General features: G+C 59.1%; 13 protein-coding genes. 11 read left to right on the forward strand and 2 right to left on the reverse strand.

The annotated features are described in order from the left end of the window. Nucleotides 1-375: 375 nt before the first annotated feature. Nucleotides 376-1,596, reverse strand: a complete 1,221-nt coding sequence (locus V3W40_RS15655) for a CaiB/BaiF CoA transferase family protein (protein WP_065926878.1) — start codon at nucleotides 1,594-1,596, stop codon at nucleotides 376-378. A 12-nt stretch (nucleotides 1,597-1,608) separates the two neighbouring features. Next, a complete protein-coding gene (locus tag V3W40_RS15660) occupies nucleotides 1,609-2,790 on the reverse strand; it encodes an acyl-CoA dehydrogenase (protein WP_065946476.1) in 1,182 nt (393 codons plus the stop codon). Between the two features lie 158 nt (nucleotides 2,791-2,948). Between V3W40_RS15660 and V3W40_RS15665 the strand changes: the two genes are divergently transcribed. The 11 genes from V3W40_RS15665 to V3W40_RS15715 all read left to right on the forward strand — a co-directional run bounded on the left by V3W40_RS15665 (nucleotide 2,949) and on the right by V3W40_RS15715 (nucleotide 13,020). Beyond that, nucleotides 2,949-3,848, forward strand: a complete 900-nt coding sequence (locus V3W40_RS15665) for a LysR family transcriptional regulator (protein WP_065926876.1) — start codon at nucleotides 2,949-2,951, stop codon at nucleotides 3,846-3,848. A gap of 452 nt (nucleotides 3,849-4,300) precedes the next feature. Continuing rightward, complete coding sequence (locus V3W40_RS15670) at nucleotides 4,301-5,422, forward strand: Re/Si-specific NAD(P)(+) transhydrogenase subunit alpha (protein ID WP_065926875.1); 1,122 nt, start codon at nucleotides 4,301-4,303, stop codon at nucleotides 5,420-5,422. A 15-nt stretch (nucleotides 5,423-5,437) separates the two neighbouring features. Continuing rightward, entirely contained in the window at nucleotides 5,438-5,758 is a 321-nt protein-coding gene (locus V3W40_RS15675; RefSeq protein ID WP_003187417.1) for an NAD(P) transhydrogenase subunit alpha, read from the forward strand. After that, a complete protein-coding gene (locus V3W40_RS15680) occupies nucleotides 5,758-7,194 on the forward strand; it encodes an NAD(P)(+) transhydrogenase (Re/Si-specific) subunit beta (protein WP_330215305.1) in 1,437 nt (478 codons plus the stop codon). Before V3W40_RS15675 ends, V3W40_RS15680 begins: the two co-directional genes overlap by 1 nt. Before the next feature lie 179 nt (nucleotides 7,195-7,373). Beyond that, nucleotides 7,374-8,867, forward strand: a complete 1,494-nt coding sequence (locus V3W40_RS15685) for an acetyl-CoA hydrolase/transferase family protein (protein WP_065926874.1) — start codon at nucleotides 7,374-7,376, stop codon at nucleotides 8,865-8,867. A 318-nt stretch (nucleotides 8,868-9,185) separates the two neighbouring features. Then, complete coding sequence (locus tag V3W40_RS15690) at nucleotides 9,186-9,401, forward strand: DUF1127 domain-containing protein (RefSeq protein ID WP_003187413.1); 216 nt, start codon at nucleotides 9,186-9,188, stop codon at nucleotides 9,399-9,401. Nucleotides 9,402-9,660: 259 nt separating this feature from the next. After that, a complete protein-coding gene (locus tag V3W40_RS15695; RefSeq protein WP_027608005.1) occupies nucleotides 9,661-9,846 on the forward strand; it encodes a DUF1127 domain-containing protein in 186 nt (61 codons plus the stop codon). Nucleotides 9,847-9,982: 136 nt separating this feature from the next. After that, nucleotides 9,983-10,303, forward strand: a complete 321-nt coding sequence (locus V3W40_RS15700; RefSeq protein ID WP_137211772.1) for a DUF2388 domain-containing protein — start codon at nucleotides 9,983-9,985, stop codon at nucleotides 10,301-10,303. 103 nt (nucleotides 10,304-10,406) lie between these two features. Continuing rightward, nucleotides 10,407-10,715 (forward strand): DUF2388 domain-containing protein, encoded by a 309-nt coding sequence (locus V3W40_RS15705; RefSeq protein ID WP_065926888.1) that lies wholly within the window; start codon nucleotides 10,407-10,409, stop codon nucleotides 10,713-10,715. 26 nt (nucleotides 10,716-10,741) lie between these two features. Next, on the forward strand, nucleotides 10,742-11,062 hold the full coding sequence (locus V3W40_RS15710) for a DUF2388 domain-containing protein (protein WP_027608008.1): 321 nt from the start codon (nucleotides 10,742-10,744) through the stop codon (nucleotides 11,060-11,062). Beyond that, on the forward strand, nucleotides 11,059-13,020 hold the full coding sequence (locus V3W40_RS15715) for a DUF7844 domain-containing protein (RefSeq protein WP_065926873.1): 1,962 nt from the start codon (nucleotides 11,059-11,061) through the stop codon (nucleotides 13,018-13,020). The genes V3W40_RS15710 and V3W40_RS15715 overlap by 4 nt, the downstream gene beginning before the upstream one ends. Nucleotides 13,021-13,278: the final 258 nt, after the last annotated feature.

Raw genomic sequence — 13,278 nt, forward strand, 5'->3', positions numbered from 1 at the left:
TTTTCGAAGATTTCTTCAACAACTTCAACCACTTGCGCTTGCGATCTCTCGTCAGCGGGAGGCGAATTCTACAGCGTTACACGCTGCTGTCAACACCTCTTTTTCTCCGCTTTCGACCGAGAAGATCGAATCGTTAATAGCGTCAAACAACATGACTCTATCAACTCCTTCTGGGCCTCGATGAACTGAAGCAATCCGCTGCTTTATTCTGCATAACTCTTTGTTTACCAAGGAGTTTTGCGTTTCGACTGCGCCGGAAGTGGGGCGAATTATAGACTTCCAGGATCTGCCGTCAACACTTAATTTAGTTTTCCTATCAATTTGCCGAAGTTGATTAAAAAACCACCAAAACGCCCTCTATATAGAAGAGCGCCCCTAGATAACTCCCGCTTCTTTTAAAGCCTTCACATTCGCCGAGCCCAACCCCAACACATCCTGCAGCACCTGAGCCGTATGCTGCCCCAACAAAGGAGGCGCAGTACGGTACTCCACAGGCGTCTTGGATAACCGAATCGGACTGGCCACCAGCGGCACCATCCCCGCCAACGCATGCGGCAGCTGTATCGCCAGCCCTCGTGCCTTTACCTGAGGATCGGCAAACACCTGGGCTAGGTCATTGATCGGCCCACAAGGCACACCAACCCGCTCCAGTTGTGACACCCACTCAGCCGTAGTCTTGAAGACCGTAACCTGGCGAATCAATGGAATCAGCTCAGCGCGGTTGGCTACCCGCACCTTATTAGTAGAGAACCGCGGATCATCCGCCCACTGCGGCTGCCCAGCCACTTCGGCGAACTTGCGAAATTGCCCGTCATTACCCACGGTCAGTATGAAATCGCCATCGGCCGTAGGAAAATCCTGATAAGGCACGATATTCGGATGAGCATTACCCAGTCGTTTTGGCGCCGCTCCCGTGGCCAGGTAGTTCATCGCCTGGTTAGCCAGACAAGCCACCTGCACATCAAGCAACGCCATATCGATATGCTGCCCACCACCGTCATGATCCCGATGCGCCAGCGCAGCAAGGATCGCCACCGTCGAGTAGAGCCCAGTGAGAATGTCAGTCAACGCCACCCCCACCTTCACCGGCCCGGCCCCCTCATCGCCTTCCGGCCGACCGGTAAGACTCATCAGCCCACCCAACCCCTGGATCATGAAGTCATACCCCGCGCGAGCGGCATACGGCCCCGTCTGACCGAAGCCAGTGATCGAGCAGTAGATCAACTCCGGATTCACCTTCTTGAGCGAATCGTAGTCCAGCCCATACGCCGCCAGGCCACCCACCTTGAAGTTCTCGATCAAGATGTCGGACTTGGCAGCCAGATCTCGCACCAGCCGCTGTCCCTCCGGCCGCGTGAAGTCGATCGTCACCGACTCTTTGTTGCGATTAGCCGACAAGTAGTACGCCGCCTCACTCGTGTTCTCGCCATCAGCGTCTTTAAGGAAGGGCGGCCCCCAGGCGCGCGTATCGTCACCGCTACCAGGTCGCTCGACCTTGATCACCTCAGCCCCAAGGTCCGCAAGGATCTGCCCGGACCAGGGGCCTGCCAACACTCGCGATAAATCCAATACCCGCAGATGCGAAAGCGCGCCCATGCCGTTCTCCTATTAATAGAACGCCTGAATACCGGTTTGCGCGCGCCCCAGAATCAGGGCGTGCACGTCATGGGTACCCTCATAGGTGTTAACCACCTCAAGATTCACCAGATGACGCGCCACCCCGAACTCGTCGGAGATACCGTTGCCACCCAACATGTCCCGCGCCATACGTGCGATGTCCAGGGACTTGCCGCATGAGTTGCGCTTCATGATCGATGTGATTTCAACAGCAGCCGTTCCCTCTTCCTTCATACGCCCCAGGCGCAGGCAGCCTTGCAGCGCCAGGGTGATTTCGGTCTGCATATCGGCCAGCTTCTTCTGAATCAATTGAGTTGCTGCCAATGGACGGCCGAACTGATGGCGATCCAGGGTGTACTGGCGTGCGGTGTGCCAACAGAACTCGGCAGCACCCAAAGCCCCCCAGGAGATGCCATAACGCGCCGAGTTGAGGCAGGTAAAAGGGCCCTTCAAGCCGCGCACATCCGGGAAAATGTTCTCTTCCGGCACAAACACGTTATCCATCACGATCTCACCGGTGATGGAGGCGCGCAGGCCGACCTTGCCGTGAATCGCCGGCGCACTCAGGCCTTTCCAGCCTTTCTCCAGAACAAACCCACGAATATCGCCAGCGTCGTCCTTGGCCCACACCACAAACACGTCCGCAATCGGGCTATTGGTGATCCACATTTTTGCGCCGGTAAGGCTGTAGCCGCCATCCACTTTGCGCGCACGAGTGATCATCGCGCCAGGATCGGAGCCGTGGTCAGGCTCGGTCAAACCAAAACAACCAATCCATTCGCCAGAGGCCAATTTCGGCAAGTACTTCTGCTTTTGCGCTTCGGTGCCGAACTCATTGATAGGCACCATCACCAGTGACGACTGCACACTCATCATCGAGCGATAACCGGAGTCGACGCGCTCAACCTCACGCGCAATCAGGCCGTAGCTGACGTAACTCAAACCACTGCCCCCGTACTGCTCAGGAATCATCGCCCCCAGCAAACCGGTCTCACCCATTTCACGGAAAATCGCCGGGTCGGTCTTTTCATGGCGAAAGGCTTCGAGCACACGCGGCGCCAGCTTGTCCTGGGCGAATTGCTCAGCACTGTCGCGCACCATGCGCTCCTCTTCGGTGAGCTGTTGATCCAGCAGCAGTGGATCGATCCAGTTGAAGCTTGCCTTGCCAGCCATGAATAAGTCCTCGCAAAGAAAAATCAGAAGTCGTGCATGGAGCCTAGGCCGGGCAGGCAGGGAGAGCAAACGAGGTTTTAGCATAGGCTTGTGATAATTTATCACTCCGTAACGCCTACAAGCGGCGCAGCTGCACTTTTTATGTGAGGACAAGGTATATGCGCAGAAAAATTCCCAGCACCACCGCCCTTGTCAGTTTTGAAGCGGCAGCCCGCCACGAGAGCTTTACCAAGGCGGCGCATGAGCTTTCCATCACCCAAGGCGCCATTTGCCGACAGATCGCCAGCCTGGAAGAGTTTTTAAGTGTCGAGCTGTTTCGGCGCTCACGGCGCGGGGTAAAGCTGACGGAGGCGGGACTTTCATACAGCCGTCGCGTGGCCACCCAGCTGGACGCCGTGGAGCGCGATACCCTGTCCGTCATGGGGCAGCAAGGCGCAAACACCATTGAGCTGGCCGTAGTACCCACGTTTGGTACGCAATGGTTGATCCCTCGCCTCAAGGACTTTCAACGAGAGCATCCAGAAGTGACGGTAAACCTGACTAACCGCACGCGTCCTTTTCTATTTGCGGATACGGAATTCGACGCAGCAATTTACTTCGGCGACGCAGATTGGTCCGGCACCGAATCCCACAGGCTCATGGGAGAAAATCCTGTCCCCGTGTGCAGCCCGCGACTATTGGGCGAACTTGAGCGATTCACCCCCCAGGAGATTGCAGAACTGCCATTGCTGCAGCAGACCACCCGCCCTTACGCCTGGCGCCAATGGTTCAACGCCCAGCAACTGAACGTGCCCCGCGACATGACAGGCCCACGTTACGAGCTATTCTCGATGTTGTCTCAAGCCGCCATGCATGACATGGGTATTGCACTGATCCCGCCATTCCTTATCCAGCGAGAACTGGATGAGCATCGACTGGTGATCGCAAGCCCGCAGGCGCTGACCAGTTCGAAGGCTTATTACCTGATGATTCCTGACAGAAAAGTCGAATCCGCCTCACTGCACGCGTTCAGAGACTGGTTGATAGACCAATCGCAGCGCTACAGCCCCAGCATTTAAAGGACAAGCCTCACATGCTGACTTTGTAGTCAGCTAAATCTCAAGCCTACAGATGTACGTATATGTCGCATTTAAGCAGACTGTACCTGTCAGTCTGAAACAAGGCTTAAAGCCATGATTTTCGTGGCTTGTAGCGACTCCTATCAGCCAATGCCCGACTATTCACATCAACGATGGAAAAAAACACACGAATCAGCTGAAGCCCTTTAAACACCTGTATTTAAAGAGGTTATTTCAGACCGTTGCGACAATCAGTCACAGGGTGACTTGTAGTTAATTTTTCGTCACCCGTCATAATCCCTTGAAGGCCGTAAAGTTCGCCTGCAAAATGCCGCGCCCCGCTGTCATTTCAGCGGGATCGTGCTGATCGGCCGCCCCAGCTGCGCCACTCGCGGTGCACTGGCCTTTTTACAAAAAGATCAAAAGCAAAAAGATCATGCAGGAGATTTGACGTGCACATTGGTGTTCCTCTCGAAACCCAGACCGGTGAAACGCGGGTGGCTGCCACCCCGGAAACCATCAAGAAGCTGATCGGCCAGGGCCATAAGGTCACTGTTCAAAGCGGCGCAGGCCTCAAGGCCAGCATCGTCGACAGTGCCTATGAAGCGGCAGGCGCGACCATTGGCAGTGCCGGCGATGCGTTTGGCGCCGAGCTGATTCTCAAGGTGGTCGCCCCCAGCGACAGCGAACTGGCGCTGATCAAAAGCGGCACCGCGTTGGTGGGCATGCTCAATCCGTTCAGCAACGAAACCATTGCCAAGCTGGCCGAGCAAGGCATCACTGCCTTTGCGCTGGAAGCTGCGCCACGTACCTCGCGGGCCCAGAGCCTCGACGTGCTGTCTTCCCAGGCCAACATCGCCGGCTATAAAGCCGTGTTGCTGGCCGCTCATCATTACCCGCGCTTCATGCCGATGCTCATGACCGCCGCCGGTACGGTCAAAGCCGCGCGCGTGCTGATCCTCGGCGCCGGTGTTGCAGGCCTTCAAGCCATCGCCACGGCGAAACGCCTGGGCGCGGTGATCGAAGCATCCGACGTGCGTCCTGCGGTAAAAGAGCAGATCGAATCCCTTGGCGCCAAGTTCGTCGACGTCCCCTACGAAACCGACGAAGAACGTGAATGCGCCGTCGGTGTCGGCGGCTACGCGCGCCCGATGCCCAGCAGCTGGATGCAACGCCAGGCCCTGGCCGTGCACGAACGCGCCAAGCAGGCCGACATCGTCATCACCACCGCCCTGATCCCCGGCCGCAAGGCGCCGACGCTGCTCAGCGCCGACACCGTCGCGCAGATGAAGCCCGGCTCGGTGGTCATTGACCTCGCTGCCGCCCAGGGCGGCAATTGCCCGCTGACCGTCGCCGACCAGGTGGTGGTGGAGAACGGCGTAATCATCTGCGGCCCGACCAACCTCGCCGGCGCCGTCGCCGCCGATGCGTCGGCCTTGTATGCGCGCAACCTGCTGGACTTCCTGAAGCTGGTCTTCAACAAGGAAGGGCAGTTTGAAATCAACCTCGAAGACGACATCGTCGCCGCGTGCCTCATGTGCCGCGACGGCCAAGTCATCCGCAAAAACGCCTAAGCAGGGATTCAGACGATGGAAGAGCTTATCTCCCCCGGTATCTACAACCTGATCATCTTTGTGCTGGCGATTTATGTCGGTTACCACGTGGTCTGGAACGTAACGCCCGCACTGCACACACCGTTGATGGCAGTGACGAACGCCATTTCAGCGATTGTGATTGTCGGCGCCATGCTCGCTGCAGCGCTGACCGTTACGCCACTGGGCAAGACCATGGGCACCCTGGCTGTGGCCCTCGCGGCCGTGAACGTGTTCGGCGGTTTCCTGGTAACTCGCAGGATGCTGGAGATGTTCAAGAAGAAAGCCCCGAAAGTAAAAGAAGAGGCGCCGAAGTAATGAGCATGAATCTGGTGACGACGCTGTACCTGATCGCGTCGATCTGCTTTATCCAGGCCCTCAAAGGCCTGTCGCATCCCACTACGTCGCGACGCGGCAATCTGTTCGGCATGCTCGGTATGGCGCTGGCGGTACTCACGACCGTAGGCCTCATCTATAAGCTCGGCACTGAGCTGGCCACCGCCGGTATCGGCTACGTGATCGTCGGCCTGCTGGTCGGCGGCACCGCCGGCTCGATCATGGCCAAGCGCGTAGAAATGACCAAGATGCCCGAACTGGTCGCCTTCATGCACAGCATGATCGGCCTGGCCGCGGTGTTTATCGCGATTGCCGCCGTGGTCGAGCCGCAGTCCCTGGGCATCGTCAAACACCTGGGCGATGCGATCCCGGCGGGCAACCGCCTGGAGCTGTTCCTCGGCGCGGCCATCGGGGCGATTACCTTCTCCGGTTCGGTGATCGCGTTCGGCAAGCTGTCGGGCAAGTACAAGTTCCGCCTGTTCCAAGGCGCACCGGTACAGTTTGGCGGCCAGCACAAGATCAACCTGGTGCTCGGCCTTGCAACACTGGGCCTGGGGCTGACGTTCATGTTCACCGGCAACCTCACCGCCTTTGCGCTGATGCTGGCATTGGCGTTCGTGCTCGGCGTGCTGATCATCATCCCAATCGGCGGCGCCGATATGCCGGTTGTTGTGTCGATGCTCAACAGCTACTCCGGCTGGGCCGCGGCGGGCATCGGCTTCTCGCTGAACAACTCGATGCTGATCATTGCCGGTTCGCTGGTGGGTTCAAGCGGTGCGATCCTGTCGTACATCATGTGCAAGGCGATGAACCGCTCCTTCTTTAATGTACTGCTCGGCGGTTTCGGCAATGCGCCGGATGCCGGTGCTGCAGCGGGTTCTAAAGAAGCACGCCCGGTGAAGTCCGGTTCGGCCGACGACGCCACCTTCCTGCTGACCAACGCCGACACCGTGATCATCGTTCCAGGCTATGGCCTGGCAGTGGCACGGGCACAGCATGCCCTGAAGGAACTGACCGAAAAGCTGACGCACCGTGGCGTGACCGTGAAATACGCGATCCACCCGGTGGCCGGCCGTATGCCTGGGCATATGAACGTCCTGCTGGCCGAGGCGGAAGTGCCTTACGACCAGGTGTTCGAGATGGAGGATATCAACTCCGAATTCGGCCAGGCTGACGTGGTGCTGGTGCTGGGCGCGAACGACGTGGTCAACCCGGCCGCCAAGAACGACCCCAACTCGCCGATTGCCGGCATGCCGATCCTGGAGGCGTTCAAGGCCAAGACCATCATCGTCAACAAGCGTTCGATGGCCAGTGGTTACGCCGGGCTGGATAACGAACTGTTCTACCTGGACAAGACCATGATGGTCTTCGGTGATGCCAAGAAGGTCATCGAAGATATGGTCAAGGCCGTCGAGTAACACTGCGCCAGAGCAATACCCGAAACCCTGGCCTCCAGTAGGCTGGGGTTTTTTATTACCCCATGAAACCCGACCAAAGGCTCTAAATCGCTGCCCCGCATTCGACCATGGTAGCGGGCCGAAACTTTTTGAAATCACTACACTGCCCACCTTGCTTCCGTAGCCTGAGATAACAATTCATGTACCGTGATCGTATCCGCTTGCCTTCGTTGTTGAACAAGGTCATGAGCGCGGCAGACGCCGCCGCACTGATCGAGGACGGCATGACCGTCGGCATGAGCGGCTTCACCCGTGCCGGTGAAGCCAAGGCCGTCCCCCACGCCCTGGCCGAACGCGCCAAGACGTCCCCGCTGAAAATCACCCTGATGACCGGCGCCAGCCTGGGTAACGACCTGGACAAGCAATTGACCGAAGCCGGCGTGCTGTCCCGACGCATGCCGTTCCAGGTCGATAGCACGTTGCGCAAGGCGATCAACGCCGGCGAAGTGATGTTTATCGATCAGCACCTGTCGGAAACCGTCGAGCAACTGCGCAACAACCAGCTCAAGCTGCCGGACATTGCCGTCATCGAGGCCGTTGCGATCACCGAACAAGGCCATATCGTGCCCACCACGTCCGTGGGTAACTCCGCCAGCTTCGCGATTTTCGCCAAGCAAGTGATCGTCGAGATCAACCTGGCACACAACCCGAATCTGGAAGGGCTGCACGACATCTATATCCCGACCTACCGGCCAACCCGTACGCCGATCCCGCTGGTAAAGGTCGACGACCGCATCGGCAGCACCGCGATCCCGATCCCGCCGGAGAAGATCGTCGCCATCGTGATCACCAATCAGGCCGACTCAGCCTCCACCGTGACACCACCCGACAGCGACACCCAGGGCATCGCCAACCACCTGATCAACTTCCTCAAGCAGGAAGTGGACGCCGGGCGCATGACCAACAAGCTTGGCCCGCTGCAGGCCGGGATCGGCAACATTGCCAACGCAGTGATGTGCGGCCTGATCGATTCGCCGTTCGAAGACCTGACCATGTATTCGGAAGTGTTGCAGGACTCGACGTTCGACCTGATCGACGCCGGCAAACTGAGCTTTGCCTCGGGCAGCTCGATCACCCTGTCGGAGCGGCGCAATGCCGACGTGTTCGGCAACCTGGAACACTACAAAGACAAGCTGGTGCTGCGCCCGCAGGAAATTTCCAATCACCCTGAAGTAGTGCGGCGCCTGGGCATTATCGGCATCAACACGGCGCTGGAGTTCGACATCTACGGCAACGTCAACTCCACCCACATCTGCGGTACGCGGATGATGAACGGCATCGGCGGTTCCGGCGACTTTGCGCGCAACGCGCACCTGGCGATCTTCGTCACCAAGTCGATTGCCAAGGGCGGCGCGATTTCCAGCGTGGTGCCGATGGTCAGCCATGTGGACCACACTGAGCATGACGTCGATATCCTGGTCACCGAAATAGGCCTCGCCGACTTGCGGGGCCTGGCGCCGCGGGAGCGGGCCCGGGTGATCATCGACAACTGTGTGCACCCGGCATACCGCGATGCGCTGAACAGTTACTTCAACACAGCCTGCGCCATCGGCGGACACACGCCACACATCCTGCGCGAAGCACTGAGTTGGCACATTAACCTGGAAGAAACCGGGCATATGCTCAAGGCTTGATTGATACAGATTCGAGCTGACGCAAACACAGTTTCGTCAGCTCGATGCCACAACCCTCGCTTCTTGAAAAAACTGTACTGCTGTACCGGTCATTTCCTACCGAAAATTCCCACCCCCACATCATAAAATGCCTATTTCGCACTATTTCAGTGCGGACAGGTACAGTTGCCCCATTTCCGTACAGTACAGCGCCTATAAACAGTTAACTGGCCCCTCACAATACAGGTGAACTGTATCTAGAGAGTCTTGCGCCGGAAGAGGATCATTGGCATCAGTTAAACCACTACCTAATCCCGCCACAAGCGGAAGGATGTCATCATGGAACGTACACTCAGTTCCGAACTGTTCTTCGAAGAAAAAGCTGTAAACACCCAGGCTTCCCTGCCTTTGCGCGTTCTCGCCAACCTGATGTTGTGGCAGCGCCGCATCTCCAGCCGCCATCAACTGGCTCGTCTGGATTCGCGTCTGCTGGCTGATGCCGGTATCAGCGAAGCTCAACGCTACGAAGAGCTGAGCAAGCCGTTCTGGCGTTAATTGACGCCCGCTGGCCCTGACCCACCGGGTCCACAGCCAGCACTGATTTGTCAAAACAAAGCCCGCCCCGGGAGACCGGAGGCGGGCTTTGTTGTTTCGGGGCCAGCCTTGTTCCAGGCCAAACAGAAGCCATTCATCTCAACCAGTACAGTTCAAAAAATATAACAGTTAAGCAGTACAATTAAGCATTGGTGTATCTGTAACGGTCAAAGCAACTCGCCCACCATGGTGTTCCAGGACCTCACGGAAGGCGCTCACCATGGACACCCAACCCTCTCTCTATAAACGGCTGTTACACAGGACAGCTTCCACGCTGGCCAAATGGCTCCGCCACGCCTACGAACGCCGCCAACTGGCGCAACTCGATCTTCGAGAACTCTCCGATGTCGGCATCAGCCCGGGAGACCGAATGGCCGAGCTGTCCAAGCCGTTCTGGCGAGACTAGGCAGTCAAGAAGCTTTCCGAACGGATAAACAGCGGCTTAATATCCATGCACAACGTGGCGAACCGTTTAGAACAGGCGTCTTATCCCCAATGGCTGCCCTGCGCCACCTTATTCGTTCACCTACAGGAGTCACCCCATGTCCCGTATTCGCCTGCTGAGTGCTGCTGCCCTGCTGGCCCTGGCCACCAACGCCAGCGCATCCAGCTTCATCGTGACCACCGACTCCATCGTCGGCGCACTGAAGGCTACTTCCGACGCCACCTCCGATGCCACTTCGTCACTGCGGGATAACAAGGTCGTGCGCGCCGCTCGTGACGACGCAGCCAGCTTCGTCGCAAGCGAAGGCGCCATTCGTGGGGTGAAGCTGGAAAGCGCCCTGGCCCAGATCCGCCAACACGCGCCGCAACTGAACACCGCGACTGACGCACAACTGGCCCAAGCCATCCTGGCTATTTGAGTGGGCTGACAAAGGGAGCGCCCGTCGCTCCCCGATGCCGACGCACTGGCTCTCGCTCGGGCATTACGCTAGCCTTGGCGCTCGCTTTCAGTTGTCGAGTCCCATGGCTTTTTCATACCGCCTGCTAATAGTCCCTGTGTGTTTGTGTGCCAGCTGGTCGCCATTGGCTTCGGCCTTTGACCTGACCATCCAAGGTACCGTCGCGAGTGCGTACGCCACCAGCAAGGTGAGCTCCGCGCCTTTCGACCGGAAAGTAGTCGTGGCGGCCCAGGCTGATGCCGCTGCGTTTATCGCCACTGACGGCCAATGGCGGGGTGCACGGCTGGAATCCGCGCTGGATTACCTGCGCCGTACCCAACCAAAACTTAACGCCAGCGACCTTGAACTGGCGCAGGCAATTCTCGTCCAATAATCATCTTTGTATTTCGGAGTCATTCCATGCGTAGCCCGCTGATCGCCGCCACCCTTGGCCTGCTGTTGTTGGCCGACGTTGCCCAGGCACATACCCTGGTGGCCACCAGTAACATCATTGTTCGCGCCTCTGGCCGCACCATTGATTTCACTTCGGACACCACCACCTCCATCCGCGACTCCAAAGTCGTGCGCGAAGCCCACGATGACGCGGCCAGTTTCGTCGCCACCAACGGCGAGATCCGCGGCGCACAGTTGGAAGCCGCCTTCGACACCCTGCGCACCCGCCTGCCGGAAGCGCGCGATGCCAGCGACCAGACCCTCGCCGAAGCTATCCTCGCTCTGTGAGGCGCCTTGTCGCCTGGCTCCTGGCCGGGACTGTGCTGCTGTGTGCCAGCGCAGCCCAGGCCAGCCTGCAACTGCGGCTCAAGACAGATGGCTTGAGCCCGACCGAACAGCAGGCCAGCCAGGCATTGCTCGATGAGGCGATGCGCTCGCTGCCACCGCGCTTCGTCGAGCAGTTGGACCGGCGCATCGATGTCGGCTGGACCGACAAGATGCCCGAAAATGCCTACGGCCAGGCCTCCCTGGTGTCCGAGTTGGACCTCAACCGCAACCTGCTCGACAGCCTGACCGACGGCAGCGCCGCCACGCAAAAAACCAATCGCCCCCACGGCACCGTGCGCCGGGAAATGCTCGCCACCGTGCTGCATGAACTGACCCACATCTATGACCGTGCGCGCCTGTGGCCCAAGGACGAACGCGCGCTGATCCAGCGTTGCAGCCGCCAGAACAACATCACCGGCCTGATCGGCCTGCCCGATCAATGCCGTGGCCAGAATGACCGACGCTTCACCCTCAGCGATGACCCGCGCCTGCTGGACCTGGCGGGCTGGCCGCAATATGTCGGCCGTCGCGGTGAGCGCGAACAACACAACCGTCAGGTCGCGCGCAGCCCGGATATCTACGAAACCACCAGCCCGCTGGAATTCGTAGCGGTCAATATGGAGTACTTCCTTCTCGACCCAAGCTATGCCTGCCGGCGCCCCGCGCTGTTCCGCTATTACAAGGAACACTTCGGCTGGGCCCCACCGGAACAAGACACCTGCGCCAAGACCTACGCGTTCCTCAACGCCGGCAACGATTTCGCCAAGACACCCCTGGGCCACGTCGACCCGGAGCGGGTCTACGAAATCGACTACCTGCTGGCCGAAGCCAACCAGAACCTGGTCAGCCGCTGGGGCCACAGTATGTTGCGCCTGGTGATCTGCGCGCCGGGCCGCCCCCGTGGGCCGGACTGCCGGCTCGACCTGGACCAGCACCTGGTGCTGTCCTACCGCGCCTTCGTCGGCGATGTACAGCTGTCCAGCTGGGACGGCCTGGTGGGCAAGTACCCGTCACGGCTGTTCGTGTTGCCGCTGGCCCAGGTGATCGACGAATACACCAAGACCGAACTGCGCGGCCTGGCGTCCGTGCCGCTGAAACTGTCGCGCCAGGAGATCAACGACACCGTCGAGCACGCCGCTGAAATGCATTGGAGCTATGACGGCAACTATTACTTCCTGTCCAACAATTGCGCGGTCGAAAGCCTGAAACTGCTGCGCAGCGGCAGCGCCAACCCGCAGCTGACCGGCCTGGATAACATCACGCCTAATGGCCTGCTGGAAGTGCTGCAAGCCCGCGGCCTGGCGGATACCAGCGTACTCAACGACAAACGCGAGGCCATGCGCCTGGGGTATCACTTCGACTCCTTCCGCGAACGCTACCAGGCCATGTTCGACGTGCTGCGCAAACACCTGCCGATCAAACAGACCCAGGTTGAAGACTGGCTGTCCCTCAGCGCCGAAGAGCGCCGCCAGTGGTTCGACCAGGCCGACCTGCGCACCAGCGCCGCACTGCTGCTGCTGGAACAGGCGAGCTTTCGCAAACAGCTGATGCTGGCCCAGGACGAAGTCAAGCAACGCTACCTCGGTGCACGCGAGCTGAAAAACGGCGGCATGGAGAAAGCCAACGCCACGCTGCAGCAGATCCTCGCCAACAGTGGCTTCCTCAGCCGTCCGGCAGAACTGCTGGGCAGCGGTGGCTATGGCCTGCCGCAACCATCGGAAGCCAAGCGCCTGGAATCGGAAAGCGCCGAGCGCCAGAAGCAGCTGCAATCGCTCACCGGCGAGCTGGATAAAGAGGTGAGGGCGCTGCTGGATCCGTCCCGCGCGGCCGAAATTGCCGCGTGTGAAGCCAACCTCAAGCAGGTGGGTGAACACCTGCGCAAACTGCACAAAGCAGCGGGCGGCCTCGAGCTGCCCTGAAGTACACGGGATAAACACATTCCAATGTGGGAGCAGCCCCCTCCCACATTTGCAATGTGTACACCTGAAGACCGTACATCTTCCCACCACCAACTGTTTTGCCAACGAAAGCTGGCTGAAAGCTAACGCGTCTAGGATCGCCCCCAACTGCCGGCAACAGACCGGCTGTACACAACAACAATGGTGATCCCCGATGTCCGTCCGTACCCGCCTGTTCGCCCCAACTCCACCCGTACGCCTCGTGCCCTTCGTTCTGCG

The organism is Pseudomonas sp. AM8, assembly GCF_036346475.1.
Lineage (GTDB): Bacteria > Pseudomonadota > Gammaproteobacteria > Pseudomonadales > Pseudomonadaceae > Aquipseudomonas > Aquipseudomonas marginalis.